This is a genomic window from Arthrobacter burdickii (genome assembly GCF_030433645.1).
GTDB classification, from domain to species: domain Bacteria; phylum Actinomycetota; class Actinomycetes; order Actinomycetales; family Micrococcaceae; genus Arthrobacter_D; species Arthrobacter_D burdickii.
In genome coordinates this window covers 1,125,889-1,150,888 of the sequence record NZ_JAROCG010000001.1, presented here as the reverse complement: position 1 = coordinate 1,150,888, position 25,000 = coordinate 1,125,889, and the positions used below count along the sequence as shown (strand labels likewise).

The following is a 25,000-nucleotide window of genomic DNA, read 5'->3' as shown; positions in this document are numbered from 1 at the left end:
CCAAGGAGGCCCTATCGTGGCACCAGCATTCCCCGACTCGAGGTCGGTCGTCCTCACCGGTGCGGCCTCGCCGCGCGGCATCGGCCGCGCGTCCGCGCACTACCTGGCAGGGCTCGGCTGGAACATCGGCATCATCGACCTCGATGACGCCGCGGCGAAGGCAGTCGCCCGCGAGATCGCGGAGGAGCACGGCGTCACGGCGGCCGGGGCCGGTGCCAATGTCGCCAACGAGTCCGAGGTACGGGCGGCCTTCGACACCCTGGAGGCCGAGCTCCCGCAGATCGTCGCACTGGTGAACCTGGCCGGGGTCTCCAGTCCCGTGCCCTACCTCGAGGTCACCGCCGAGGAGTGGGACCGCGTCATGAGCATCAACATGAACGGCGTCCACTACGCCACCCGTCGGGCCGTGGAGTCCATGGTCGAGTACGGGGTCGGGCGGGTCGTGAACCTGTCCTCGGTATCCGCGCAGCGCGGCGGAGGGACGTTCTCCAAGACCGTCTACTCCGCGGCGAAGGCCGGGGTCATCGGATTCACCCGCTCCGTGGCGCGTGAACTGGGCGGGGCGGGCATCACCGTCAACGCCATCTCCCCCGGTCCCATCGACACGGACATCATGGGCGGAACGCTCACGGAGGAACGCAAGGCCGCCATGGCGGCCGACGGGGTCCTCCCACGGATCGGCACCCCCCGTGACATCGCAGCAGCCATCGCCTACCTCATCAGCGAGGACTCCGGATTCGTGACGGGCCAGACCCTGAACGTCGACGGCGGCCTCTACATGCACTGACATGCGCGACTGGTCGAAGTCCCGCATCCTGTTCCTCGCCCTCGGCGTCGTCCTCGTCGTCATCGGGGCCTGGCTCATCCTCCCGGCACTCGTCGGGTGAGTCCCACCACCCACCACCAACTGCACTAAAGGAGAGGCCCATGTCCGCTACGGACGCGGTCAAAGACGACCTGGACAGCCCCGCGCTTGCCTCCGCCGTCAAGAAAGCTGCACGGCACCTGATGCCGATGCTCATCATCCTGTACTTCGTCGCGTTCCTCGACCGTACGAATGTGGGATACGCACAAGCCGCCCTCCAGGTCGACCGCGGCGTCTCCGCCGGGGCCTTCGCCCTCGGTGCCGGTATCTTCTTCATCGGTTACGCGATCTTCGAGATCCCATCCAACCTGGCGCTCAGGAAGCTGGGGGCACGCTGGTGGCTGGCCCGCATCGCCATCACCTGGGGCATCGTAGCCGCGGCCTTCGCCTTCACGACCGGCGACACCATGTTCATCATCCTGCGGTTCCTCCTCGGCGTCACGGAGGCCGGCCTGTTCCCGGGCGTGATCATGTTCCTCTCGGAGTGGTTCCCCAACAAGGTCCGCGTCCAGATGTTCGCCCTGTTCTACCTCGCCCAGCCCTTCTCCCAGATGCTCGGCAACCCCCTTTCCGGTGCCCTGATCTCCTTCGGCGACGCGTACACGCCATGGCACGGATGGCAGGTCATGTTCTTCGCAGAGGGCATGCTGGCCGTGATCGCCGGTATCGCCGCGATCTTCCTCCTCATCAACGGCCCGCAGGACGCGAAGTGGCTCGACAACGACGAGAAGCGCGCCCTGCTCAAGGTCATGGAGGCGGAGGACGTCGTCCGCAGCACCGACGGACCCTCGGGCATCCTGCGTGCCATGGGGAACTGGAAGGTCTGGTACTTCACGGTGATCTACTTCTGCCTGCAGGTGGCGGTCTACGGCACAACGTTCTACCTCCCCCAGCAGGTCAAGGCCATCATCAGCCCCGACGCCGAATTCTGGCAGGTCGGCCTGATCACGGCCATCCCCTGGCTCGTCGGCCTCTTCGTCTGCTACAACGTTGGCAAGCGCGCCAACACCATCCGGCGCCGCCGCACCTGGGGCACGATGTTCTACACCCTCACCGGGCTGGCGACCATCGGTGCCGCCTACGCCGGCGAGAACGGGATGCCCGTCCTGGCGATCGCGTTCCTCGTGGTCTCGGTCTCCAGCTTCCTGGCTTGCGGCCCGATCACCTGGTCCTACCCCACGGCGTTCCTCACCGGCACGGCGGCGGCAGCGGGCATCGGGCTGATCAACTCCCTGGGCAACCTCGGAGGATTCGTGGCCCCCATCATGCGCACCGCGATCGACGAGCGCTTCACGACCGAGACAGGCCTCTACGGCACCATCTCCGTCGGCGTCTTCGCCTTCCTCGCCGCAGTGATGTTCATCCTCACCCGCAACATGCGGTCCCGGTCGGACAACCTGCTGCCGGAGGAAGAAAAGGCAGCGGCAGTACCCGGCCACTGACGGCAAGCGGTCCATCGGCGGCGGCGCGGAGCTTTCTCCGCGCCGCCGCTGCTGGGTCCCGCACCCGATCCCAGGCTTCCACCCGACCACACCACGGAGTGCTGCATGCCCACCGAATCCGACCTCCTGTCCGGCTACCCGGCAGAACTGCCGATATCCGCCCGGGAGGTGGAAACAGCAGTCCAGGCCTCCCAACGGGACCTGCCCCGGATCTTCGTCGTCCTCGACGACGACCCGACCGGGACGCAGTCCGTGGCGGACCTTCCGGTCCTGACGCGCTGGGAGGTCGAGGATTTCTCCTGGGCCTTCCGCCAGGGCAAGCCGGCGGTCTATGTGCTCACGAACACTCGGAGCCTCGACGAGCCGGAAGCGGCAGCCCGGAACGAGGAGATCGTCCGGAACGCCCTGACCGCAGCAGCAGCCGAACCGGCCGCGGTCCACGTCAGCTTCGTCAGCCGGTCGGACTCGACCCTGCGCGGGCATTACCCCCTCGAACCCGACATCATCGCCGCGACCGTCCTCGAGGCCACGGGGGAAGCGACCGACGGCGTCGTCATCGTCCCGGCCTTCCCCGATGCCGGGCGCGTGACCATCGGCGGGGTGCACTACGTGCGGGCGCCCGACGCCGGCGCGGGCCGGCTCGTCCCGGTGTCGGACACCGAGTTCGCCCAGGACGCCACCTTCGGCTACCGCAATGCCTCGCTCGCGCACTACGTGGAGGAGAAGAGCGGCGGACGGGTCCCCGCGGACTCCGTGATCGTCCTGGACCTCGGCATCATCCGCGCAGGCAGCACGGGCGGTGGCCCAGCGGCATCGGCGAAGGCCATCGCGGACGCCATCGACGGTGCGACCGATGCCACGCCGATCGTCGCCGACATCGTGACCGAGAACGACCTGCGCGCCCTGGCCCTCGGCCTCGACGAGGCGGAACGCCGTGGCAGGAAACTGCTGTACCGGGTGGGACCGCCCTTCATGCGGGCCCGGATCGGGCAGGACATCCGTACCGAACTGACCGGGGACGAGGCCTATGCCGGCCATGAACCGTCGACTGCAGGCGGGCTGATCGTGGTCGGTTCGCACGTCGGCGTCACGACGCGGCAGCTCCGTATCCTCACCGAGCAGCACGAGCGGGCGCACATCATCGAGATCGACGTCGAGCAGCTCCTCGATGAGCGCGCGGCCCACCACCTCGACGGAATCGTCGGGGAGGTCGTGGCACGCCTCGCGGAGGGCGACGTCATCCTGCACACGAGCCGGCTGCTGGTCCGGACCAGTGATGCGGCCGCCAGCCTTCGAATCGCGCGGACGGTCTCCGCCGCCGTCGTCGCCGTCGTGAACCGATCGCTGAAGATCTTCCCGCCCCGCTTCGTGATCGCCAAGGGAGGCATCACCTCCTCCGACGTGGCCGCGCACGGTCTGCAGATCCGGCGGGCCATCGTCCGGGGCCCGATGCTCCCGGGGATCGTGAGTCTGTGGGAGCCGGTGGACGGCCCCGCCAAGGGCATCCCGTACGTCGTCTTCGCGGGCAATGTGGGAGACGATTCCTCCCTCGCCCAGGTCGCCAGGAAGCTCAGCGCGACCTTCTGACCAGCACCTCCAGGCACCACCCCCAGGCAGCACCCGCTCTAGCATTGGATGGCGATACCCATGACCGACAGCTACTCCGTCACAGTCCTCGGCCTCGGCGCCATGGGCCTGCCCATGGCCACACGCCTGGCCACCGGCCTCACGGTCCACGGCTTCGACATCGCCGAGCCGAGGCTCGCACTGGCCCGGGAGGCGGGAATCCGCACGTTCTCCTCCGCCCGGGAGGCAGCGACCGGCACCGACGCGCTCCTGCTCGCCGTGCGCAACGGCGAACAGCTCGACGACGTCCTGTTCGGCGACACGGGGGTGGCTTCCGTGCTGCGGGAAGGCGCCGTCGTCATCCTCACCAGCACCGTGGGGACCGACGCCGTCCCGGCGACCGTGGAGCGGCTTGCGGGGTACGGTGTCGCACTGGTCGACGCACCGCTCTCCGGTGGCCCGAAGCGCGCCGGCGAGGGCGATCTCCTGATCGTGGTGGGAGCCGAACCTGCGGCCCTGGAAGCGGCACGTCCCGTGCTCGAGCTCCTGGCCTCCACCCTGACCGTCGTCGGCGACAAGCCCGGGGACGGACAGGCCCTCAAGACCGTCAACCAGCTGCTGTGCGGCGTGCACATCGCGGCCGCAGCCGAGGCGATGGCCCTCGCGGACGCCCTCGGACTCGACCCGGCCCGGACCCTCGCCGCCCTCGAGGCCGGCGCAGCCGGGTCCTTCATGCTCTCGAACCGGGGTCCGCGGATGCTCGAGGCCTATTCGGACGAGGGAGCCGAGGTCCTCAGCCGCCTCGACATCTTCGTCAAGGACATGGGCATCGTGGGAAAGGCGACCCGCGCCGCCGGAATGGCCGCTCCCGTGGCTGCCGCCGCGGAACAGCTCTACCTGCTCGGCCAGGCGCAGGGACTGGCCGCCGCGGACGACTCGGCGGTCATCCGGGTCATCTCGCCCACCCGGCGCTCCGCCTAGCGCTGCACGCCACGCGAGTCCTCCACGAAGGGGTCCCTGCTGACCGAGCCGTGGCCCGACGCCGCCTAGGCTGCACCCTGGCGCGGGAAGACGCCGTCGAGGTAGGCACCGAGGAGGCGCGGGCTGAAGGGCTTCGCCATGAAATGGTTCGACCCGGCCGCGAGGCACTGTTCCTCGGTGAGTTGTGGGGGCCGGGCCGAGATCGTCAGGATGTGCGCGTCCGAATCGGCCCGAAGCCGGCTGCAGAGGTCGATTCCGTCGATGTCCGGAAGATTCAGGTCCAGGGTGACGAGTGAGGGGTCCACGGTGTCCAGGAGGCGCTGCCCCTCGGCACCCGTGACGGCCTCGTGCACCTCGAAGTCCCGCGAGGACAGGATGATGACGAGCAACTGACGGATATCGGCGTCGTCCTCAATGACCACGGCGACCCGCTGCCGCTCATCCAACTCCGAAACCAGCCTCAAATGTCATCGCTCCTCGATTCGAAGCAAGCTTACCGTCCGGGCCCGGACGGTACCACCTGGGGCGGGCGGGACGACGTCGAGGATCGCGGCCCGCACCGGCCTCCGCATCCCGTCAGATCGGGTGGATCAAGAGCGGGAGGCCGGCCCGGCCCGTGCGGCGCGACTCTCGAGCAGGTAGCCGACGGCGATGCAGAGCAGCATGAGGACGCTGGCGAACCCCTCGTTGATCACGGCTGGACGGGGGCATGCTCAGGTCCCGTGCTCAGGTCCCGTTCCCTCGTCCGCCCCCGCGTCCGCTGCCCCGGTCCGGCGGCGGAGGCCCGTCGCGGTCGTCCGCCGCCCGCACCACGACGTCGTCGAGCTCGTCCAGGGTGAGCAGATCACGTCGGAGGTGCCGGGTGCGGTATCCGGCACGGCCGACCATGTGCGCCGAGACGGGGCTCGTCAGCAGCTGGAACAGCCAGCACAGCACCAGCAGCGGCAGGAGCGCCCAGCTCCCGGACTCGACCGCGAGCGCCAGGAGGAAGAGCAGGAGCCCGAGGACCTGCGGCTTGGTCGCGGCGTGCATGCGGGAGAGCAGGTCGGGGAAGCGCACCAGGCCGATGCCCGCAGCGAGGGACAGGAGCGCCCCTGCGACCAGGAGGACGGAGACGACGACGTCGGTGACCACGGCGCTACTTCCTGTCCGTGACGAAGCGGGCCACGGTCACCGAGCCGACGAACCCGATCAGCGAGATCGCGACGAGCAGGATCAGGTTGTCGAGGTGCCGGTGCACGACCATGTTCAGCACCAGGGCCGCACCGATGATGGCGAGGACGACGTCGAGTGCCAGGACACGGTCGAGGATCGACGGTCCCCGCACGGCCCGGTACAACGCCAGGGCAGCCCCGGCGGCGAGTATTCCTCCGACGACATATTCCACCACCGTCATCTCGGCGCCTCCTCGGCCCGGAGTGCCGCGAGGTCGGCACTGCTTCCCATGATCCGAATCAGCCAGGCCTCCGTCGCACGGACGTTCCGGCGGATCGCGTCGGCCCCGGCGTCGTCCGCCACGTTCAGGCAGTGCAGGTAGAGCGTCGACGTCGAACGGTCCACCTCGAGGACGAGGGACCCGGGGATGAGCGAGATCGCGTGGCCCGTGGCCGTGACGAGGAAGTCGGAGGAGCTGCGCAGTTCCACGGCGACGACGGCGTTCCGCAGCGACGGTCCCTTGCTCACGGCGAGCCAGAACACCTGGAGGCTGGCGGTGACGAGTTCGTACAGGAACCAGCCGAGGAACGGCACCACCCACAGCACGTTGAAACGGCCCGTGAGTTCGACGGGCGGCAAGTAGAAGAGATTCACCACGACGTAGGCGATGAGGGCACCGAAGACGAGGTTGCCCGGGCCGAAGTCCTGCCACAGGGCGCCCCAGACGAGGACGAGCCAGATGACGAGGGGAAGCTCGGTGATGAGCGGTATGCGCTGGCGGGTCACCTGTCCGCCCCCTCTCCCAGGACTGCTTCGATGTACGGGGTGCGGTCCAGCATCTCCGAGGCTGCATCGTCGCTAAGCGTGAAGAGCGGACCGGCGAGGAGTGTCAGCGCCAGCCCGAGCGCCACGAGGCCGATCGTCGGCCCCGTCATGGTGCCGGGCAGGAGTGTCACCGGGTCCTTGCCGGCAAAGCGCCCCGTGTCCTCTCCGGTGACGTGATGGGACGTCCCCACGCCGGAGCCGTCCGCCGTGCTCGCCAGGAGGATGGGATCGGGATCCTCCGCGTCCGCCGGGCTCCGCCAGAACGCCCGGTTCCAGACGCGGGCCATCACCAGGAGCGTCAGCAGGCTCGTGACCACTCCCCCGGCCACCAGGACGTAGGCGAGCGGGGTCCCGAGTTCGATGCCCGCCTGGATGAGTCCGAGCTTCCCGAGGAACCCCGAGAACGGCGGGATGCCCGCGAGGTTCATGGCCGGGAGGAAGAAGAGGACCCCCAGGAGCGGCGACAGCTTCGCGAGGCCGCCGAGGCGGTCGACGTTGGCTGTTCCCCCGCGGCGCTCGATCAGTCCCGTGACGAGGAAGAGGCTCGTCTGGACGGTGATGTGATGGGCCACGTAGTAGACGGCTGCGCCGAGTCCGAGACGGGTGGAGATGGCCAGTCCGAAGACCATGTACCCGATGTGGCTGACGAGGGTGAAGGACAGCAGCCTCTTGATGTCCGACTGCGCCAGTGCACCGAGGATCCCCACGACCATCGTGAGCAGTGCGACCACCATCAGGAGGGAGTTGATGCGGTCGCCCGGGAAGAGCAGTGTCTCGACGCGGACCATGGCGTACACGCCGACCTTGGTCAGCAGCCCGGCGAACACCGCCGTGACGGGCGCGGGTGCCGTCGGGTAGGAGTCCGGCAGCCAGAAGGAGAGCGGGAAGACGGCGGCCTTGATGCCGAACGCCACCAGCAGCATCAGGTGGAGCACCATCTGCGTGGCCGGATCCACGTCCTCCAGCCGGACCGCGAGGTCGGCCATGGTGATGGTGCCGGTCGCGCCGTAGATCATTGCGATGGCGATCAGGAACAGCATCGAGGACACCACGCTGACGACCACATACGTCACGCCGGCCCGGATGCGCGGCGCGGTGCCGCCGAGGGTCATGAGGACGTAGCTCGAGGTGAGCAGGATCTCGAAGCCCACGTACAGGTTGAACAGGTCGCCCGTCAGGAAGGCGTTGGACACTCCGGCGACGAGGATGAGGTAGGTGGGATGGAAGATCGACACCGGCCCTTCCTCGTCGCCGTCGGTCATCCCCTGACCCGCGGCATAGATCAGGACGGCGAGGCTGACGGCGGACGAGACCACTAGCATGAGGGCCGAGAATTGGTCCACCACCAGCACGATGCCGAACGGGGGCTGCCACCCGCCGAGCGTCACGGCGTGCGTCCCGGCGCCGGGCGCGGCGAGGAGCATCCCGACCTCGATGAGCAGGGTGACGCTGAGCGTCGTGATGCTCACGGCACGCTGTGCCCGCGCGTGCCGGATGAGGATGAAGGTGACCGCCGCTCCGAGGAACGGCAGGACGACGGCGAGCGGAGCCAGGTCGGCCGCGATCATCGCGCCCCCCCCGGCGGGGCACCGGCGGTGCGGCCGGCGTCGTCGTACCCGTCCACCAGGCCGTCGTCGCCGGGGAACTCGGAGGTATCTGCGGCGATGTCGGCGTCGTCCTCGTAGTCGTAGCTGTCCTGGTCGGCGACGCGGCGGTCCTCCGGATCGTCCTGGACGTCGTCCTCCCGGCTCAGCACCCACGACCGGTAGATGATGCCGAGCATGAACGCGGTGACGGCGAACGTGATGACGATCGCCGTGAGGATCAGGGCCTGCGGCAGGCTGTCGGTGTAGTCCTCCGCCGCCGTCCCCGCGACGTAGAGGGGGGACTTCCCACCGCCTCCGCTCATGGCCAGGATGAGGATGTTGGCCCCGTTCCCCATGAGGATCAGACCGAGGAGCACTCGGGTCAGGCTGCGTTCGAGCAGCAGGTAGATCCCGGCGGCGAACAGGGCGGCCATGAGCGCGATGAGCGTGATGTTGACCGTCACGGCTGGACTCCTTCGGTGGCAGGCGGGACGAGGGCGTCGGGTCCGGCCGCCTCCTCGACGGGGCGATCGGCCTCGCTTCGCTCGTCGATCTCCGACCCTAGGCTCCGGAGGACGTCCAGGACGAGGCCCACGACGATGATGTACACCCCGATGTCGAAGATGGTGGACGTCACGAACTTCACGTCGCCGAAGACCGGCAACCAGAATTCCAGGATGTAGCTCTCGAGGACCTCGCCGCCGATCAGCAGCGGCGCTGCCGCCGTGAGGGAGACGATGGCGAGCCCGATGCCGAGCAGGGCTCCTGCACTGACCGGGCTGGCCTCGGCGAGCTCGAACCGTCCGCCGGCGAGGTAGCGGATGGCGAGGGCGAGGCCCGCCATCAGGCCGCCGGCGAAGCCCCCGCCCGGCAGGTTGTGGCCGGCGATCAGCAGGTAGATCGACAGCACGATGATCGTGTGGAAGAGCAGCCGCGTGATGACCTCGAAGATGATGGAACGGCGCTCGGGCGCGAGGGTCCGTCCGGCGACGAGCCAGGGGTCCCGGGCGACCGCGGCGAACCGCGCCGCCAGGGCCCGCGCAGCGTGCTCGCGGCCGTGCAGGGGCTCTTGCCCCCGGTCGACCGATCCGTCCTCCACTCCGTCGGCCCGGCGCCGCTTGTCGCCGCGGCCCCGGATGAAGATGAGGCTCGCGATTCCGGTGGCGGCGGTCGCCAGGACCGTGATCTCGCCGAGGGTGTCCCACGCGCGGATGTCCACGAGCAGGACGTTGACGGCGTTAGCTCCCCCGCCGTCCCTGTAGGCCAGCTCGGGGTAGGCGAGCGAGATGGGCGCCGCGGTCCTCGACGCCATGGCCGACATCGCGATGATCGCCATGATGCCGCCGAACGCTATCCCCAGCGCAGCGCGGAGGAGCCGGTGCCGGGTCTCCTCGCGGTTCCACAGCCGGGCCGGCAGCGAGCGCAGGGCGAGGACGAACGCGACGAGCACGATGGTCTCGACGAGCATCTGGGTGAGCGCGAGGTCGGGCGCACCGTGGAGGGCGTAGATGACCGCCATGCCGTAGCCGGTGATGCCCACCATCAGGACGGCCATGAACCGCTTGTCCGCCCGCAGCGCCGCGAGGATGCCCACCAGGATGACAGCCGCGGCGACGACCTGCCCCGGGGACTCCGCGATGCGGAAGTCCGAGGGCAGCGGAGCATCGAACAGGATCAGGGCGGTCAGCGGTGTGACGACGGCTGTGGCCAGGATGACGAAGAGGTAGAAGGACAGCGAGCCGCGCTGGGTGCGCCCCGTGACCCAGACAGCGACGTCGTCGAGGACGCCGACGGTGGAGCGGTAGACCACCTCGGCCTCCCGCACGGACGGCGCCCCGCCCTGCAGCCGTTCGACGGGAACGCGCAGGAGGTGGAGTGCGACGCCGGCCACGATGGTGACGACCGACAGCAGCAGGGGCAAGTTGAATCCGTGCCACAGGGCGAGGTGCGGCGTGCCCCCGCCGGCGAAGAGCGCGGCATAGGGCTGGATCGCTGCGTCGAGCGGGGCCGGCCAGATCCCGAACAGCACGGAGGCGACGGCGAGCACGGCGGGTGCCAGCAGGAAGGAGGCCCGGACCGGTTCGAAGGCCGTCTGCGGCCCGCCGTGCTTCAGCGCGAAGGCACCCCAGACGAACCGGGCGCTGTAGGCGAAGGTCAGGATGGAACCGAGCACGATCCCGCCGAGCAGGAGCACTCCGGCGGGGCCGTCCTCCGCGCGGTGCGCGAAGGCCTCGAACACCGACTCCTTCGCGACGAACCCCAGCAGTGGCGGAATGCCCGCCATGGACCCGGCGGCTACCAGCGCGACGACGAAGAGGACGGGTGCGGATCCTCCGATGCCGGACAGCACCCGGAGGTCCCGCGTGCCCGAGTGGTGGTCGATGATGCCGACCACCAGGAAGAGCGTCGCCTTGAAGAAGCCGTGGGCGAGGAGCAGGCCGAGGCCGGCCACGGCCCCGTCGCGCCCGCCGAGTCCCACGACCATGGTCAGGAATCCGAGCTGGCTCACGGTCCCGTAGGCGAGGACGAGCTTGAGGTCGAACTGGCGCAGGGCGCGCCACCCGCCGAGCAGCATCGTGGCCATGCCGAGGAGGAAGATCACGGGGTACCACAGGGCGGTGTCGGAGAATCCCGGGGCGAAGCGCGCGACGAGGAAGACGCCGGCCTTCACCATCGCCGCGGCGTGGAGGTACGCGCTGACGGGCGTGGGTGCCGCCATCGCGCCGGGCAGCCAGAAGTGGAAGGGCACGAGCGCGGACTTGGTGATGGCCCCGACCAGCACCAGCCCGATCGCGACGTCCACGAGTGTCCCGCGGCCCACGAGGGCCCCGGCACCGGCGAGGATCTCGGAGATCCGGTAGGTTCCGGCCGCCTGGCCGAGCATCACGAGGCCCACGAGCATGGCCAGGCCGCCGAAGGTCGTGACGATCAGTGCCTGCAGGGCCGAGCGGCGAGCCGAGAGGCGGTGGCGCGCATAGCCGATGAGCAGGTAGGACAGGATGGTGGTCAGTTCCCAGAAGATGAACATCAGGATCAGGTCATCGGCCGTGACCAGCCCGACCATGGACGCCGCGAATGCCAGCAGCTGGGCGCCGAACGCGCCCACGTCCGGATCGTCGTTCTTGAAGTAGCGCGCGCAGTAGAAGAGCACGAGCGCTCCGACCCCGAGGATCAGGATGCAGAGCACCGCGGCCAGCGCATCGAGCCGGAAGGCCAGCTCGAGCTGCAGGGTCGGGATCCAGGGGATGACGACCGACGGCGGGGCGCGGGGCCCGGCAAGCGCCTCCTGATCGGCTGCCAGGACTGCCGGCAGCTGGAGGAGGAGCCAGGCGAAACCCGCAGCGGGTGCGGCGGCCAGGACGAAGAACGCCGACCTGCCGACCCGGGAAAAGAGAACAGGCGCCCCGAGTGCCAGCGCGAACATCGCGATCAGCACGGTGAGCATGGGAGTCTCGATCTTCCACTGGGGGTCGGTCGGGCTCCTACCAGTCTATCGAAGGATTCCCTCCGACCTGCCCCCGGCCTCCCCGGGCCTTCCCTTCGGCCTCCCCGGGCCTTTCCCTGCCGACGCCCGAACCGCCGCCCCGCGCGCCGCGACGGGTCAGGCGTGACGGGCGTCATACGGCGCTAGCATTCACCCTATGAGTACCCACCAGCAGCTTCCGCAGCCCGCGGAAGCCCCTGCACCCCTTCCGGCGGTCGGATCCGGCCGCATCTTCAGCAAGCCCGTCCTCGCGTGGGCCTCCTGGGACTGGGGCTCGGCCGCCTTCAACGCGGTCATGACCACGTTCGTGTTTACGGTGTACCTCACGTCGGAAGCATTCGGCGGGGAGGAACGCGCCTCGCAGGTACTCGGGTGGGGCCTCGCCGTCGCGGGCCTGCTGATCGCCCTCCTCGCCCCTGTCACCGGGCAGCGCTCCGACAGCGGGGGCCGCCGGAAGCTCTGGCTCGGCGTGAACAGCCTCATCGTCGCCGTGCTCACCGCCCTGTGCTTCTTCGTGTTCCCGAGCCCCGGGATGCTGATCCTCGGCGTGGCCCTCATCGCCGCCGCCAACATCTTCTTCGAGTTCGCCGGAGTGAACTACAACGCGATGCTGACCCAGATCTCCACACCGGCCACGATCGGCCGAGTCAGCGGGTTCGGCTGGGCGATGGGTTACGTAGGCGGCATCGTGGCGCTCGTTGTGGTCCTCGTGGTGTTCATCCAGCCGGTGGTCGCCTGGCCGGGCGCCTCGAGCGACAACGGATTGAACATCCGGCTGGTGGCCGTCTTCTCGGCGCTGTGGTTCGCCGCCTTCGCGCTTCCGGTGATGTTCGCCGTGCCGGAGGTCCCGCACAGGGCCCGCGCGGCGCAGCTCGGATTCCTCGCCTCGTACGGCCTGCTGGTGCGGCGTGTGAAGGCCATCTACCGGGAGAGCCCCCACACGATCTTCTTCCTGCTGGCCAGCGCAATCTTCCGGGACGGCCTGGCCGCGGTGTTCACCTTCGGCGGCATCCTCGCTGCGGGCGCCTTCGGATTCTCCGCGAGCAAGGTGATCGTCTTCGCGATCGCGGCCAACGTCATCGCCGCCGCCGGCGCCGTGATCGGCGGCTTCCTCGACGACCGGATCGGGCCGAAGCGCGTCATCATGGGCGCCCTGGTGGGCCTGCTGGTCGCCGGGACGGCAATCCTCCTGCTCGGCACGGGAACGTATTCCTTCTTCGGCATGGAGTGGACCTCGGACACGACGTTCTGGGTCCTCGGCCTGCTGCTCACCCTGTTCGTCGGGCCCGCCCAGGCATCGTCCCGGGCCTACCTCGCACGCCTCGCACCCGTGGGGGACGAGGGCGAGCTGTTCGGCCTCTACGCTACGACAGGCCGCGCGGTCAGCTTCCTGGCCCCGACGCTCTTCGCCCTCTGCATCGGGATTTTCGGCTCGCAGCTCTACGGCGTGGTCGGCATCCTCGTGGTCCTGCTCGCCGGGCTCCTCGTCCTGCTGCCGGTCCGGCCGCCCTCCCGCGTGGTGCGCGCCGTCGTGCCCGAGGCATGACCCGCCGCTGCGGCCGGACGGTTCTGCCCGGGGGTCGGTGCGTCAGATGTCCGTCCGGTGGAAGTTGAGGTGGCTGCGCGACGCCGTCGGGCCTCGCTGGCCCTGGTACCGGTTGCCGTACTCGCCCGAACCGTAGGGGTGCTCCGCAGGAGAGGTCAGCTTGAAGAAGCACAGCTGCCCGATCTTCGACCCCGGCCACAGCTTGATCGGCAGGGTCGCCATGTTGGAGAGCTCGAGGGTCACATGGCCGGAGAACCCGGGGTCGATGAAACCCGCGGTGGAGTGCGTCAGCAGTCCGAGCCGGCCCAGCGACGACTTGCCCTCGAGGCGGGCGGCGATGTCGTCGGGGAGGGTCACCGTCTCGTAGGTGGACCCGAGGACGAACTCGCCGGGGTGGAGGATGAACGGCTCGTCCCGGGCCACCTCGACCAGGCGCGTGAGGTCCGGCTGGTCCTCGGCGGGGTCGATGTGCGCGTACTTGTGGTTGTCGAAGAGCCGGAAGTAGCGGTCGATCCGGACGTCGACGCTGGAGGGCTGCACCATCGCGGGATCGTGCGGTTCGAGGACGATCCGCTGGGCGGCCAGTTCTGCTCGGATGTCGCGGTCTGAGATCAGCACCGTCCAAAACTACCAGTCCTCCAGGACCCGGTTCAGCGCCCGATCTCGGTGCGCACGGCGAAGAGTTCGGGGAAGAACGTGAGCTCGAGCGCACGCTGCAGGAAGCCGACGCCGGACGAGCCGCCCGTCCCGGGCTTGAAGCCGATGGTCCGCGCAACGGTCTTCAGGTGCCGGAACCGCCACAGCTGGAAGTTGTCCTCGAGGTCCACGAGTTCCTCGCACGCCTCGTAGATGTCCCAGTGGCCGGCGGCGTCCTCGTACACCTGCTTGTAGACGGCGACGAGGGCCGGCTGGAACTCGTGCGCCACCGTGACGTCCCGCCCCAGGAGCTCGTCGGGGATGGCGTAGGCCCGCCGTGCGAGGAGCGCGATGAACTCGTCGTACACGCTGCTCTGCGCGAGGAGGTCCGAGAGCAGGGCGCGGGCTGCCGGGTCGGAGTCGAAGACCTGGATCATGGCGGCGTTCTTGTTGCCCAGCAGGAACTCGACGGCGCGGTACTGGTAGGACTGGAAGCCGCTCGAGGACCCGAGGTCGCCGCGGAACTCCGCGTACTCGGATGGGGTGAGCGTCGCGAGCACGGACCACTGCTCGGTCAGCGAGCGCTGGATGTGCTTGATACGGGCGATGCCCTTCATGGCGGCACGCAGGTCGTCCCCCTGCAGGTGAACGCGCACGGCGCGGAGCTCGTGCAGCACGAGCTTGAGCCACAGCTCCGAGGTCTGGTGCTGGATGATGAACAGCATCTCGTCGTGGTGCTCCGGCGAGCTCACGGGGTGCTGCGCGTCGAGCAGCCTGTCGAGCTCCAGGTAGGACCCGTAGCTCATCTTGTCCGAGAAGTCCCGCTCGATGCCCTGCTCCAGGTCGCGGGTGTTGCGCTCGACACTCATGCGGCAAGCCTACGTCCCCGGAATGTCGGTCCGCCCGGCTACGTTGGGACGAATCCAAGGAGGCCCATGCACCGGATCCACTGCGGCATCGTCCCGCCGCACCTTCTCACCCGGCTCGCCGCGCTCCGTGATCCGCGGCTCTCGGTCGCGGCCCGCGCGGCACGTCATGCACTGCTCGAGCTCGACCCCGTCCTGCAGGTCCGTTCGGAGGCCCTCCGCGCCCCGGTCCGCCGCGGTTCCGCCGTCGTCGGGACCCTGACACGGCGCATCTCCGACGCCGGCGGCCGGGAGGAACTCCCGGGGAACCTCGTGCGGGCCGAGGGGGCGCCGGCGACGGGGGACTCCGCCGCGGATGAGGCCTATGACGGCCTGGGTGCCACGTACCGACTGTTCAGCGAGGAGTACGGGAGGTCGTCGATCGACGGGGCCGGCAAGCCGCTCGAGGCCACGGTGCACTACGGCGCCGGCTATGACAACGCCTTCTGGGACGGCGAGCGCATGGTCTTCGGGGACGGCGACGGCGAGATCTTCGGCCGCTTCACGGCATCCCTGACGGTGATCAGCCACGAGCTCACGCACGGCTTCACGCAGTACTCCACGAACCTCGAGTACGAGGGCCAGTCCGGCGCGCTCAACGAGTCGCTGTCCGATGTGTTCGGCGTCCTCGTCGAACAGCGCGCTCTCGGGCAGGATGCCGCTGCCGCCTCCTGGCTCGTGGGTGCGGGCATCTTCACCGCGCACGTGGAAGGGAAGGCGCTGCGCTCCCTCGAGGCGCCCGGCACGGCCTACGACGACGACGTCCTCGGCAAGGATCCGCAGCCCGCCACCATGTCCGACTACGTGGACACGGCGTCGGACAACGGCGGGGTCCACATCAACTCCGGCATCCCCAACCATGCCTTCTACCTCGCAGCCACTACCCTCGGCGGCCCGGCCTGGAAGGGCGCGGGGCGCATCTGGTACGACGCCGTCCTCAACGGCGGCATCCCGTCGGACTGCGACTTCCCCACCTTCGCGAAGACCACGCAGGATGCCGCCGGGAAGCGTTTCGGGGTCGAGAGCCGCGAGGCCGACGCGGTGGCCGATGCCTGGTCGCGGGTCGGTGTGCCGGTGTGAGGATCGAGATCACCCGCTCGGGCGGTTTCGCCGGGCTCACCCGGAGCTGGACCCTCGAGGTCAGCCGGACGGAGGCCGAACAGCGCTGGCTGCCGCTCGCGGAGGCCCAGGCCGGGAGCAGCGGAGCGGAGTCCGGGTCGCAACGGGACCGCTTCACCTACCGCATCACCATCGGGTACACGGAGGTGCACCTCTCCGAGAACCGGCTCGATGATCCGTGGCGGGAGCTGATCGAGCGGGCGCGGGCGGCCGATCCCGGGAAGCCGGACGATCTGTTGTAAGGTGATGGAGCGGTCCAACCGCATGCGGGCGTAGCTCAATGGTAGAGCGCTAGCTTCCCAAGCTCGATACGCGGGTTCGATTCCCGTCGCCCGCTCTCCGCTCCCCTCCGGGGAGCTTCCGGGGTCCTCGCATGTGCTCGAGGCCACCTCCTTCGCCGAGCTGCCGGCCTGCGTTCCGCAGTATCCTTGAAGCGATGAATCGCACAATGTTCAAGTCGAAGATCCACCGCGCCACGGTCACCCACGCCGACCTGCACTACGTAGGGTCCGTGACCGTGGATCTCGACCTGCTCGACGCCGCGGACATCCTGCCCGGTGAACTCGTGTCGATCGTGGACATCACCAACGGCGCACGTCTCGAGACCTACACCATCGCCGGCGAGCGTGGATCGGGCGTCCTCGGCATCAACGGTGCCGCGGCGCACCTGGTGCAGCGCGGCGACCTCGTCATCCTGATCACCTATGCGCAGATGACCACCGAGGAAGCGCGCGCCTTCGTCCCCACCGTCGTCCACGTGGATGCCGGCAACCGCATCGTGGAGCTCGGCTCCGATCCCGCAGAGGCGGTTCTCGGCGACGTCGAGCGCCCTCCCTTCTCCCTGGACAACTCCACCGTCTCCGCCTGAGCGCTTTCCTCCGCCCTGGCCCCTCCTTCCGACCCCTCTATCCGCTGCGAGATAGTAAGCTGGCTGCCTAGCGGTTTCGACCGTCGAGGAATAGGGTCAAAAAGGAAGCATGCTTAGGCTGTCGATTCGATTGAATTGCCAGCCGGGTTGTCTACAAGGATGTGGAGGCTCGGTACGGATGCCGATGGATCGAAGAACACGCAGAGACGCGAAGAACCGCCCGAAGGCCGCCGTCCTGGCGGGCCTGATGATGGGGACGCTGGCCATGAGCGGGTGCGGTCCGGCCCAGGCGGACAACACGCTCACCTGGTACATCAATCCCGACGCGGGAGGCCAGGCCGCCATCGCACAGAAGTGCAGCGACGAGTCCGGCGGGAGCTACCGCATCGAGACCTCGCTCCTTCCGAGCGACGCCGCCTCGCAGCGCGAACAGCTCGCCCGCCGTCTGGCCGCGGGTGATTCGTCGCTCGACATCATGAGTCTCGATCCCCCCTTCATCCCCGAACTGGCGGAGCCGGGTTTCCTGGCGCCGGTCCCGGAGGATGTCCAGCAGAGCACCACCGAGAACGTCGTCGAGGGTGCCCTCGCCGGGGCGACCTGGAAGGACGAACTCGTCACGGTCCCGTTCTGGGCCAACACGCAGATCCTCTGGTACCGCAAGTCGGTCGCCGAGGCAGCCGGCCTCGACATGTCCAAGCCGGTGACCTGGGAACAGATCATGGAGGCCGCGAAGAGCCAGGAGAAGACGCTCGGGGTGCAGGGAGCTTCGGCGGAATCGATGACCGTGTGGGTGAACGCGCTCATCGAGTCGGCGGGCGGCTCCATCATCGTCGATCCCGAGGCCACTGCGGACACGATCGAACTCGGCCTCGACTCGGACGCCGGCACCGCGGCGGCCGAAGTGATCTCGACGATCGGCAAGGAGGGGCTGGGCGGCCCCGGCCTCCCCACACAGGACGAGAACGCCTCCCTCATCGGCTTCCAGGGTGACTCCGGCTCCTTCATGGTGAACTACCCGTTCGTCTGGCCGGCCACCTCCGGCGCTGTCGAGGCCGGGACGGTCGACAAGAAGGTCCTCGACGACATCGGCTGGGGGATCTTCCCGCGCATGACGGAGGACCAGGAGTCGGCGCCGCCGCTGGGCGGCATCAACCTCGGCGTCGGCGCCGAGAGCAGCAACCCCGAGCTGGCCTACGAGGCGATCCAGTGCATCGTCTCGGTCGAGAACCAGGCGGAATACTTCGTGACCAACGGCAACCCGCCGTCGAACACCGAGGCCTACGAGGACCCCCGCATCGAGGAGTCCTTCCCCATGGCCGAAACGATCAGGGACTCGCTCCAGGTCGCAGCGCCCCGTCCGCAGACACCGTTCTACAACGAGGTCTCCACCGGCATCCAGCAGACCTGGGCGCCGCCCGCCGCCGTCGATCCCGAGAGCACTCCCGGGTCGTCGAGCGACTTCATCACATCGGTCCTCAGAGGGGAGCAACTCCTGTGACCTCCGCCATTCCCGCCAAGACGACGACGGCGTCGTCCTCCGACCCCGGCCCGCGCCTCGACGCAGGCAACGGCAAGACCAATGGCAGGACCCGCCGGGCGCCGCAACAGTACAGCGACCGGGTCCGCGCCGAACGGCGGCTCGGCTGGATGCTCGCCGGTCCGGCCTTCGTCATCATGCTGCTCGTCACGCTGTACCCGATCCTGCAGGCCATCTACGAATCCCTGTTCCGGTTCCGCCTCACGGCACCGGATGAACGGGAGTTCATCGGCCTGGGGAACTACGGGGTGATCCTCAGCGACCCCGTCTGGTGGTCGGACCTGGGGACCACGGTCCTCATCACGGTCATCACCGTGGCCGTCGAACTCGTGCTCGGCTTCGCGCTCGCACTCGTCATGCACAAGGCCCTGAAGTCGGTCCGCGGGCTCCTGCGCACCGCGATCCTCGTCCCCTACGGCATCATCACCGTGGTGTCGGCCTTCGCCTGGTTCTACGCCTTCGACATCAGCTCCGGGTACGTCAACAACTGGTTCGGCTGGCTCCCCGGCATTGACGAGAACCTGAACTGGTTCGCGCAGGGACCCACTGCCCTGTTCGTCATCATGGCGTCGGAGATCTGGAAGACCACCCCGTTCATCTCGCTGCTCCTCCTCGCCGGCCTCGCGCAGGTGCCGGACGAGCTCAGCGAGGCGGCCAAGGTCGACGGCGCCACCTGGTGGGAGCAGATGCGCAAGGTCATCATCCCCAACATGAAGGCCGCGATCATGGTGGCCGTGCTGTTCAGGGCACTGGACGCCTTCCGCATCTTCGACAACGTCTTCATCATGACCAACGGTGCGTACAACACGGAAGTGCTGTCGCTGCTCGCCTACCGGCAGTCCATCAGCAGGCTCGAGATCGGTCTCGGTTCCGCCGTCTCCGTCCTCCTGTTCCTCTGCGTCCTGCTGATCTGCTTCGTGGCGATCAAGCTGTTCAAGGTCGATCTCGCCGGCACGCAGGGAGAAAAGTAATGACGAATACAACTACCAGGGGCAAGGTCCTCTGGACCGTCGTCACGATCCTCGTCCTGATCTACGCGCTGTTCCCCGTGATCTCGATCCTCGCGACGTCCTTCAAGGCGCCGAGCGATCTGACGAGCGGCAAGTTCCTGCCGACCTCGGGCAAGGCCACCACCAGCAACTATGAGCAGATCCTCGTCGGCGACGCACAGGGACTGTTCCTCTCGGCCCTGCGCAACTCGATCGGCATCTCGCTGATCGCCACGTTCATCGCCGTCGTGCTGGCCACCCTGTGCGCCTACGCGATCGCCCGGCTCGACTTCCCGGGCAAGAAGCTGGTGCTCACCACGGCACTGGCGGTCTCGATCTTCCCCGTCATCTCGATCGTGACGCCGCTGTTCAACCTGTGGCGCACCATCGGCCTCTACGACACCTGGCTCGGGCTGATCATCCCCTACCTGTCGCTGACCCTGCCGATCTCCATCTGGACCCTCGCCGCCTTCTTCCGGCAGATCCCATGGGAGCTCGAGCAGGCCGCGCAGGTGGACGGCGCGACGACATGGCAGGCCTTCCGCAAGGCGATCGTGCCGCTGGCCGCTCCCGGGGTGTTCACCACGGCGATCATCGCGTTCTTCATCGCCTGGAACGACTTCGTGTACGGGATCTCGCTGACCTCCACCGAGGCGGCACGGCCGGTTCCCGCAGCGCTCGCGTTCTTTACCGGTGCTTCGCAGTTCGAGGCACCGACAGGAGCCATCTCGGCGGCGGCGATCATCGTCACCATCCCGATCGTCCTCCTGGTCCTGCTCTTCCAACGCCAGATCGTCTCGGGCCTGACCTCGGGCGCCGTCAAGGGCTAACGCCCCCGGTTCAAGAAAAGGATTCGCACCATGGCTTCAATCACCCTCAACCACCTCGTCAAGAAGTACGGCGACGGCTTCCCCGCCGTCAACGACGTCAGCATCGACATCGCCGACGGCGAGTTCATCATCCTCGTGGGCCCGTCCGGCTGCGGGAAGTCGACGCTGCTGCGCATGATCGTGGGCCTGGAGGACATCACCGACGGCGACCTGCTCATCAACGGACAGCGCGTGAACGACAAGGCGCCGCGCGACCGCAACCTGGCGATGGTGTTCCAGAACTACGCGCTGTACCCGCACCTCACCGTGTACGAGAACATCGCGTTCCCGTTGCGCCTGGCCAAGGGCAAGCACTCCGAGGAGCAGGTGGACAAGCTCGTCACCGAGGCCGCGGCCACCCTGGAACTCACGGATCACCTGCAGCGCAAGCCGGCCAACCTCTCCGGCGGCCAGCGGCAGCGCGTCGCGATGGGCCGCGCGATCGTGCGGCAGGCGGACGCCTTCCTCTTCGACGAGCCGCTCTCCAACCTGGACGCCAAGCTCCGCGGCCAGATGCGGTCGGAGATCTCCCAAATGCAGCGCCGGCTGGGCGTCACCTCCGTCTACGTGACCCACGACCAGACCGAGGCCATGACGCTCGGTGACCGCGTGGCCGTCCTGAAGAAGGGCGAACTGCAGCAGATCGCCTCACCGCGCGAGCTGTACGAGCAGCCCATCAACCTCTTCGTGGCCGGGTTCATCGGCTCACCGTCGATGAACTTCCTGCCCGCCACCCTCGAGGGGAACATCCTCCGGACGGCCGTCGGCGACCTGGAGATCCCCGCCGAGAAGGCCCGGAAGGCGGCCGGCAAGAAAGTCGTCCTCGTGGGTGTCCGTCCGGAGTTCTTCGAGGACGCCAAGCTCGTCGAGGACCACAAGCGGTCCAACGGCTCCACGTTCAACGCGACGCTGACGCACACCGAGTGGCTCGGTAACGAGCAGTACGGGTACATCAACTTCGACCCGGCCCCCGAGATGCGCGAGTTGCTGAACAACCTCGCACGGGACATGGACGCCGACGAGCTGCGCCCGCAGGTGGTCGTCACCCTGGATGCCGCGAGCCGGATCCGCGGCGGACGTGAGGCGGAGCTCTGGCTGGACACCCGCAAGCTCCACCTGTTCGACGCCGAGACCGGTGAGAACCTGACACGCGACGCGGAGGCAGGCGCCGAGCTCACACGCCAGGCCGGCGAGGAGCGGGCCGAGGAGATCGAGATCGCCCAGCAGGCGGACGGACACGGGAACGGGAACGGCACCGGTTTCAGCAGCGGCACCTCCGGTCGGACGGGCGGCGCCCCGAACGCACAGGGTAACGGTGCCCCGGTCGACGCGGGCGCGAGCCGCTCCGGCGGCGCGACGGCGGCCGGCGGCAAGCACACCTCGGGCTGACCCGGCGCGTCCCCTGCTCCGGCAGGACGCAGCAGGACCGGCATCCGGAAGGGTGCCGGTCCTGCTGTGTAGTGTGGCCCTATGCCCGAACAGGATGCCGCCGCCCGGATCGCCGACATCGCCGCGGGATACGTCTTCGACGGTCCCACCCTGCACCTCGGCGCAGCCCTCGTGGACGGGACACTCCACGCCGACGCGCAGGTGCGCCTCCCGCTCGCCATGATGAACCGGCACGGCCTGATCGCGGGTGCCACGGGGACCGGCAAGACCGTGACCCTCCAGGTCCTGGCGGAGCAGCTCTCCGCGCAGGGAGTCCCCGTCTTCCTCTCCGATATCAAGGGAGACCTGACGGGCCTGGCGCGGCCGGGCACTGCCTCCGACCGGCTGGCCGAGCGGGCGGCGAGCGTCGGCCAGGACTGGACCCCCACAGCATTCCCGGTCGAGTTCCTCTCACTCGGCGGCGACGGAGCCGGCATCCCCGTCCGCGCCACCATCTCCTCCTTCGGGCCCCTGCTCCTCAGCCGCGTGATGGACCTCAATGAGACGCAGGAATCGAGCCTGCAGCTCGTGTTCCACTATGCCGACAGGAACGGCCTCGAGCTCTACAACCTCGCCGATCTGCGCGCTGTCATCGGCTTCCTCACCTCCGACGAGGGCAAGGGAGCCCTCGCGTCACTCGGCGGCCTCTCCAGGGCGACGGCCGGCGTGATCCTGCGCGAACTGGTCACCCTCGAGGCGCAGGGCATGGACGCCTTCTTCGGCGAACCCGAGTTCGACACCGCGGACCTGCTGCGTACCGCCGTGGACGGACGCGGCATGATCACGGCGCTGGAGCTCGTGGCCGCGCAGCAGAAACCGCGGCTCTTCTCGACGTTCCTGATGTGGCTGCTCGCGGACCTGTTCGCCGAGCTGCCGGAGGTCGGCGACGTCGACAAGCCCCGCCTCGTGTTCTTCCTCGACGAGGCGCACCTGCTCTTCGCCGGTTCCTCGAAGGCCTTTCGGGAATCGATCCAGGCCACCGTGCGGCTCATCCGGTCCAAGGGCGTTGGGATCTTCTTCATCACGCAGACGCCCAGGGACATTCCTGGGGAGGTCCTCGGCCAGCTGGCCAACCGGATCCAGCACGCCCTGCGCGCGTTCACGCCCGACGACGCGAAGGCATTGCGCGCCACCGTGTCGACCTTCCCGATGAGCCCGTACGACCTGGCGGAAGTCCTGACGTCCGCCGGAATCGGCGAGGCCGTCGTCACCGTCATGAACGAGCGCGGAGCCCCGACACCGGTTGCGTGGACCCGCCTGCGCTCCCCCGAGTCGGTTCTGGGCAGGGCGCCGGAGGGAACGGTTCCCGCTGTCGTCGCCTCGTCAGCTCTCCTGTCGGAGTACAGCCAGGCCATTGACGGTTACTCCGCCTACGAGAAGCTGACCGGTCGGCCGATACCTGCCGCTCTCCCGGGCGCTTCCTCTCCCGTCCCTGCCGGCCCACCCGGCGACGCGGTTCCCGATCGGTCGGCGGACATGTCCAGGGACGATCGCGACGCCGAGGCACAACGCATCGAGGAGGAGATCCTCGGGATGCCGTCCCGGCCCTCGCCGGGCGGCGGTCGCCGCTCAGGACGGGACGAGCGGGAGCGCGGCGTCCCTCGCGCGGAGCAGGACGGCGGCACGGGCCGGCCGTCGGCCCAGCGCGGACCGGACAGGGACGAGATGGCCGACCTTGCCCTGAAGGCAGCCGGCGTCATCGGCAGGGAGCTCGCGCGGGGTCTGTTCGGCACGAAACGCCGGAAGGGCCGTTGGTACTGAGGCCGGGCTGCTACCCGGCAGCCGGGGGCGCCGTCCGATGGTGGTGATCGAGATCGTGAGTTCCGCCCTCACGGCGCTGGGACCGGGGCTCCTCATCGCCGCCCTGGTGATCCGGCTGGTCTACGGCTCGTGGACCAGGACCCAGGCGATCACCTTCGAGCACGCGGGACATCCCTACCTGCGCTGGCACGACCACCGCTATCGCATCGTGGAGGCCCTGTGGTCGAGCTGTGCGCAGCAGCGGCGGGGAAACCCCGTCCCTCCGCCGCCGGCCCCCGGGAAGGACGTGAACATCTTCTATTCCGCCCGCAATCCCGGCCACTGGTCGCTGGAGGAGCCCTACCGGGGCACCCGCATCCTCGCCGTCGTAGGACTCGCATGCTTCATCGGAGGGGTGCTGCTGGGCTTCCTGCCCGGCTGAACGGGCACAGCCGGTACCGTTGAGAGGGTGCACACCCCCGTAGTGAAGGTCCTCGCGGCATGGCTGCTCGGCCTCATGCTCGTCGGCGCGGGTTTCATCGCCACCGTGGTTCTCCTCAACGGACGGCTCTACGGCCCGGAACACCAGGTGGGCCTGTACCTCGAGGCCCTGCGGCAGGGCGACGGCGGCAAGGCCCTGGGCCTGCTCAACGCCACCGTCCCGGAGGGCTCAAACCCCACCCTGCTCGACGGCGAGGCCCTGCGCCGGGCGTCCGCGTCCCTCGGGGACGTCGAGGTCGGCGACGCCCGGACGACGGACGGTGACCGGGTCGAGGTCCCGGTGACCTACAGCGTCGACGGGGCGGAGACCACCACGGTCTTCCCGCTCCAGCGGACGGGCACGGAGTGGGGCTTCTTCAATGTGTGGCGCTTCGAGCACACCGTCCTGCCCACGGTCGAGGTGTCGGCCCTGAACAGCGTCGAGGCCACGGTGAACGGCGTCGACGTCGGACTGCCCGACGGCAGGGCCGCGCTGGCGTCCTTCTACCCCGCCGTCGTCGACGCCACCTACGAGGGGAAGTACTTCTCCGCTCCCCCGCAGCACGCGGCGGTCACGAGCCGGGAGACGCCCCCTCCCGCGCTTGCCCTCGCCATGGAGGCGACGCCGGAACTCGTCCAGGCGGTCAACGACCAGCTGCACACGTTCCTCGACGGCTGCGCCGGCCAGACCGTCTTCCAGCCGACCAACTGCCCGTTCTACTACCTGACGAACGAGCGGCTGGCCGGCGGCATCGCCTGGTCCATCGAGGAATATCCGTCCGCGACGATCACACCGGACAACGGCCAGTGGTCGCTGGCTCCGCTTCGCGGGTCCGCCCGCATCGACACCCGGCTGCGTGACTTCTTCTCCGGCGCCATCCGGGACGTGTCGGAGTCCGTCCCCTTCGAATTCGAGGCGGACCTCCTGGTGACCGGGGACACCATCACGGTCACACCCGTGGTCCGCTACTAGCCGTAC

At 68.7% G+C, this 25,000-nt stretch carries 24 protein-coding genes and 1 tRNA gene; 16 read left to right on the top strand and 9 right to left on the bottom strand.

What is annotated here, in order from left to right; genetic code table 11:
- Positions 1 to 16: 16 nt before the first annotated feature.
- The 4 genes from P5G52_RS05400 to P5G52_RS05385 all read left to right on the top strand — a co-directional run bounded on the left by P5G52_RS05400 (position 17) and on the right by P5G52_RS05385 (position 4,854).
- Complete coding sequence (locus tag P5G52_RS05400) at positions 17 to 787, top strand: SDR family NAD(P)-dependent oxidoreductase (RefSeq protein WP_435868645.1); 771 nt, start codon at positions 17 to 19, stop codon at positions 785 to 787.
- 140 nt (positions 788 to 927) lie between these two features.
- On the top strand, positions 928 to 2,307 hold the full coding sequence (locus P5G52_RS05395) for an MFS transporter (RefSeq protein ID WP_301225354.1): 1,380 nt from the start codon (positions 928 to 930) through the stop codon (positions 2,305 to 2,307).
- A 105-nt stretch (positions 2,308 to 2,412) separates the two neighbouring features.
- The gene (locus tag P5G52_RS05390; protein WP_301225352.1) at positions 2,413 to 3,894 is read left to right on the top strand and encodes a four-carbon acid sugar kinase family protein; all 1,482 of its coding nucleotides are present in this window, start codon (positions 2,413 to 2,415) and stop codon (positions 3,892 to 3,894) included.
- A gap of 60 nt (positions 3,895 to 3,954) precedes the next feature.
- Positions 3,955 to 4,854, top strand: a complete 900-nt coding sequence (locus P5G52_RS05385; protein WP_301225350.1) for an NAD(P)-dependent oxidoreductase — start codon at positions 3,955 to 3,957, stop codon at positions 4,852 to 4,854.
- A 65-nt stretch (positions 4,855 to 4,919) separates the two neighbouring features.
- On the opposite strand, the gene P5G52_RS05380 is transcribed toward P5G52_RS05385, so the two are convergent.
- The 7 genes from P5G52_RS05380 to P5G52_RS05350 form a co-directional block, all read right to left on the bottom strand.
- Complete coding sequence (locus tag P5G52_RS05380; RefSeq protein WP_301225348.1) at positions 4,920 to 5,318, bottom strand: response regulator transcription factor; 399 nt, start codon at positions 5,316 to 5,318, stop codon at positions 4,920 to 4,922.
- 262 nt (positions 5,319 to 5,580) lie between these two features.
- Positions 5,581 to 5,988, bottom strand: a complete 408-nt coding sequence (gene mnhG / locus P5G52_RS05375) for a monovalent cation/H(+) antiporter subunit G (protein ID WP_301225346.1) — start codon at positions 5,986 to 5,988, stop codon at positions 5,581 to 5,583.
- Positions 5,989 to 5,992: 4 nt separating this feature from the next.
- The gene (locus tag P5G52_RS05370) at positions 5,993 to 6,250 is read right to left on the bottom strand and encodes an MrpF/PhaF family protein (protein WP_301225344.1); all 258 of its coding nucleotides are present in this window, start codon (positions 6,248 to 6,250) and stop codon (positions 5,993 to 5,995) included.
- Positions 6,247 to 6,795 carry a Na+/H+ antiporter subunit E gene (locus P5G52_RS05365; protein ID WP_301225342.1) on the bottom strand — a complete coding sequence of 183 codons (549 nt, stop codon included), beginning with the start codon at positions 6,793 to 6,795 and terminating at the stop codon, positions 6,247 to 6,249. Before P5G52_RS05365 ends, P5G52_RS05370 begins: the two co-directional genes overlap by 4 nt.
- Positions 6,792 to 8,402 carry a Na+/H+ antiporter subunit D gene (locus P5G52_RS05360; protein ID WP_301225340.1) on the bottom strand — a complete coding sequence of 537 codons (1,611 nt, stop codon included), beginning with the start codon at positions 8,400 to 8,402 and terminating at the stop codon, positions 6,792 to 6,794. Before P5G52_RS05360 ends, P5G52_RS05365 begins: the two co-directional genes overlap by 4 nt.
- Positions 8,399 to 8,884 carry a Na(+)/H(+) antiporter subunit C gene (locus tag P5G52_RS05355; protein ID WP_301225338.1) on the bottom strand — a complete coding sequence of 162 codons (486 nt, stop codon included), beginning with the start codon at positions 8,882 to 8,884 and terminating at the stop codon, positions 8,399 to 8,401. The genes P5G52_RS05360 and P5G52_RS05355 overlap by 4 nt, the downstream gene beginning before the upstream one ends.
- On the bottom strand, positions 8,881 to 11,865 hold the full coding sequence (locus tag P5G52_RS05350) for a Na+/H+ antiporter subunit A (RefSeq protein ID WP_301225336.1): 2,985 nt from the start codon (positions 11,863 to 11,865) through the stop codon (positions 8,881 to 8,883). Before P5G52_RS05350 ends, P5G52_RS05355 begins: the two co-directional genes overlap by 4 nt.
- Before the next feature lie 196 nt (positions 11,866 to 12,061).
- Between P5G52_RS05350 and P5G52_RS05345 the strand changes: the two genes are divergently transcribed.
- Complete coding sequence (locus tag P5G52_RS05345; protein ID WP_301225334.1) at positions 12,062 to 13,450, top strand: MFS transporter; 1,389 nt, start codon at positions 12,062 to 12,064, stop codon at positions 13,448 to 13,450.
- 42 nt (positions 13,451 to 13,492) lie between these two features.
- On the opposite strand, the gene dcd is transcribed toward P5G52_RS05345, so the two are convergent.
- Positions 13,493 to 14,068, bottom strand: coding sequence for a dCTP deaminase (dcd, locus tag P5G52_RS05340; protein ID WP_301225332.1), 576 nt, complete (start codon positions 14,066 to 14,068; stop codon positions 13,493 to 13,495).
- 32 nt (positions 14,069 to 14,100) lie between these two features.
- Positions 14,101 to 14,955, bottom strand: coding sequence for a tryptophan 2,3-dioxygenase (locus tag P5G52_RS05335; protein WP_301225331.1), 855 nt, complete (start codon positions 14,953 to 14,955; stop codon positions 14,101 to 14,103).
- A gap of 66 nt (positions 14,956 to 15,021) precedes the next feature.
- Here P5G52_RS05335 and P5G52_RS05330 point away from each other — a divergent pair, with 66 nt between their 5' ends.
- The 11 genes from P5G52_RS05330 to P5G52_RS05280 all read left to right on the top strand — a co-directional run bounded on the left by P5G52_RS05330 (position 15,022) and on the right by P5G52_RS05280 (position 24,994).
- Positions 15,022 to 16,071: a M4 family metallopeptidase gene (locus P5G52_RS05330; RefSeq protein ID WP_301225330.1), complete on the top strand. Its 1,050-nt coding sequence runs from the start codon at positions 15,022 to 15,024 to the stop codon at positions 16,069 to 16,071.
- The gene (locus P5G52_RS05325; RefSeq protein ID WP_301225328.1) at positions 16,068 to 16,352 is read left to right on the top strand and encodes a protealysin inhibitor emfourin; all 285 of its coding nucleotides are present in this window, start codon (positions 16,068 to 16,070) and stop codon (positions 16,350 to 16,352) included. Before P5G52_RS05330 ends, P5G52_RS05325 begins: the two co-directional genes overlap by 4 nt.
- A 24-nt stretch (positions 16,353 to 16,376) precedes the next feature.
- A tRNA-Gly gene (locus tag P5G52_RS05320) sits at positions 16,377 to 16,447 on the top strand.
- Between the two features lie 99 nt (positions 16,448 to 16,546).
- Positions 16,547 to 16,978: an aspartate 1-decarboxylase gene (gene panD / locus P5G52_RS05315; RefSeq protein WP_301225326.1), complete on the top strand. Its 432-nt coding sequence runs from the start codon at positions 16,547 to 16,549 to the stop codon at positions 16,976 to 16,978.
- A gap of 178 nt (positions 16,979 to 17,156) precedes the next feature.
- A complete protein-coding gene (locus P5G52_RS05310; protein ID WP_435868644.1) occupies positions 17,157 to 18,476 on the top strand; it encodes an extracellular solute-binding protein in 1,320 nt (439 codons plus the stop codon).
- Positions 18,473 to 19,486, top strand: coding sequence for a carbohydrate ABC transporter permease (locus tag P5G52_RS05305; RefSeq protein WP_301225322.1), 1,014 nt, complete (start codon positions 18,473 to 18,475; stop codon positions 19,484 to 19,486). The genes P5G52_RS05310 and P5G52_RS05305 overlap by 4 nt, the downstream gene beginning before the upstream one ends.
- A complete protein-coding gene (locus P5G52_RS05300) occupies positions 19,486 to 20,334 on the top strand; it encodes a carbohydrate ABC transporter permease (RefSeq protein WP_301225320.1) in 849 nt (282 codons plus the stop codon). The genes P5G52_RS05305 and P5G52_RS05300 overlap by 1 nt, the downstream gene beginning before the upstream one ends.
- A gap of 30 nt (positions 20,335 to 20,364) precedes the next feature.
- Positions 20,365 to 21,762 carry an ABC transporter ATP-binding protein gene (locus P5G52_RS05295; RefSeq protein WP_301225318.1) on the top strand — a complete coding sequence of 466 codons (1,398 nt, stop codon included), beginning with the start codon at positions 20,365 to 20,367 and terminating at the stop codon, positions 21,760 to 21,762.
- An 81-nt stretch (positions 21,763 to 21,843) separates the two neighbouring features.
- Positions 21,844 to 23,562: a helicase HerA-like domain-containing protein gene (locus P5G52_RS05290; RefSeq protein ID WP_301225316.1), complete on the top strand. Its 1,719-nt coding sequence runs from the start codon at positions 21,844 to 21,846 to the stop codon at positions 23,560 to 23,562.
- 37 nt (positions 23,563 to 23,599) lie between these two features.
- Positions 23,600 to 23,983, top strand: a complete 384-nt coding sequence (locus P5G52_RS05285) for a hypothetical protein (protein WP_301225314.1) — start codon at positions 23,600 to 23,602, stop codon at positions 23,981 to 23,983.
- A 27-nt stretch (positions 23,984 to 24,010) separates the two neighbouring features.
- Positions 24,011 to 24,994, top strand: a complete 984-nt coding sequence (locus P5G52_RS05280) for a hypothetical protein (protein WP_301225312.1) — start codon at positions 24,011 to 24,013, stop codon at positions 24,992 to 24,994.
- Positions 24,995 to 25,000 lie beyond the last annotated feature (6 nt).

Excerpts from the sequence above, each read along its gene's own strand:
- P5G52_RS05395 (WP_301225354.1), top strand. The coding sequence starts at position 928 with ATGTCCGCTACGGACGCGGTCAAAGACGACCTGGACAGCCCCGCGCTT.
- P5G52_RS05390 (WP_301225352.1), top strand. The coding sequence starts at position 2,413 with ATGCCCACCGAATCCGACCTCCTGTCCGGCTACCCGGCAGAACTGCCG.
- P5G52_RS05385 (WP_301225350.1), top strand. The coding sequence starts at position 3,955 with ATGACCGACAGCTACTCCGTCACAGTCCTCGGCCTCGGCGCCATGGGC.
- P5G52_RS05370 (WP_301225344.1), bottom strand. The coding sequence starts at position 6,250 with ATGACGGTGGTGGAATATGTCGTCGGAGGAATACTCGCCGCCGGGGCT.
- P5G52_RS05360 (WP_301225340.1), bottom strand. The coding sequence starts at position 8,402 with ATGATCGCGGCCGACCTGGCTCCGCTCGCCGTCGTCCTGCCGTTCCTC.
- P5G52_RS05350 (WP_301225336.1), bottom strand. The coding sequence starts at position 11,865 with ATGCTCACCGTGCTGATCGCGATGTTCGCGCTGGCACTCGGGGCGCCT.
- P5G52_RS05345 (WP_301225334.1), top strand. The coding sequence starts at position 12,062 with ATGAGTACCCACCAGCAGCTTCCGCAGCCCGCGGAAGCCCCTGCACCC.
- P5G52_RS05335 (WP_301225331.1), bottom strand. The coding sequence starts at position 14,955 with ATGAGTGTCGAGCGCAACACCCGCGACCTGGAGCAGGGCATCGAGCGG.
- P5G52_RS05330 (WP_301225330.1), top strand. The coding sequence starts at position 15,022 with ATGCACCGGATCCACTGCGGCATCGTCCCGCCGCACCTTCTCACCCGG.
- panD (WP_301225326.1), top strand. The coding sequence starts at position 16,547 with ATGAATCGCACAATGTTCAAGTCGAAGATCCACCGCGCCACGGTCACC.
- P5G52_RS05310 (WP_435868644.1), top strand. The coding sequence starts at position 17,157 with ATGCCGATGGATCGAAGAACACGCAGAGACGCGAAGAACCGCCCGAAG.
- P5G52_RS05300 (WP_301225320.1), top strand. The coding sequence starts at position 19,486 with ATGACGAATACAACTACCAGGGGCAAGGTCCTCTGGACCGTCGTCACG.
- P5G52_RS05295 (WP_301225318.1), top strand. The coding sequence starts at position 20,365 with ATGGCTTCAATCACCCTCAACCACCTCGTCAAGAAGTACGGCGACGGC.
- P5G52_RS05290 (WP_301225316.1), top strand. The coding sequence starts at position 21,844 with ATGCCCGAACAGGATGCCGCCGCCCGGATCGCCGACATCGCCGCGGGA.
- P5G52_RS05285 (WP_301225314.1), top strand. The coding sequence starts at position 23,600 with ATGGTGGTGATCGAGATCGTGAGTTCCGCCCTCACGGCGCTGGGACCG.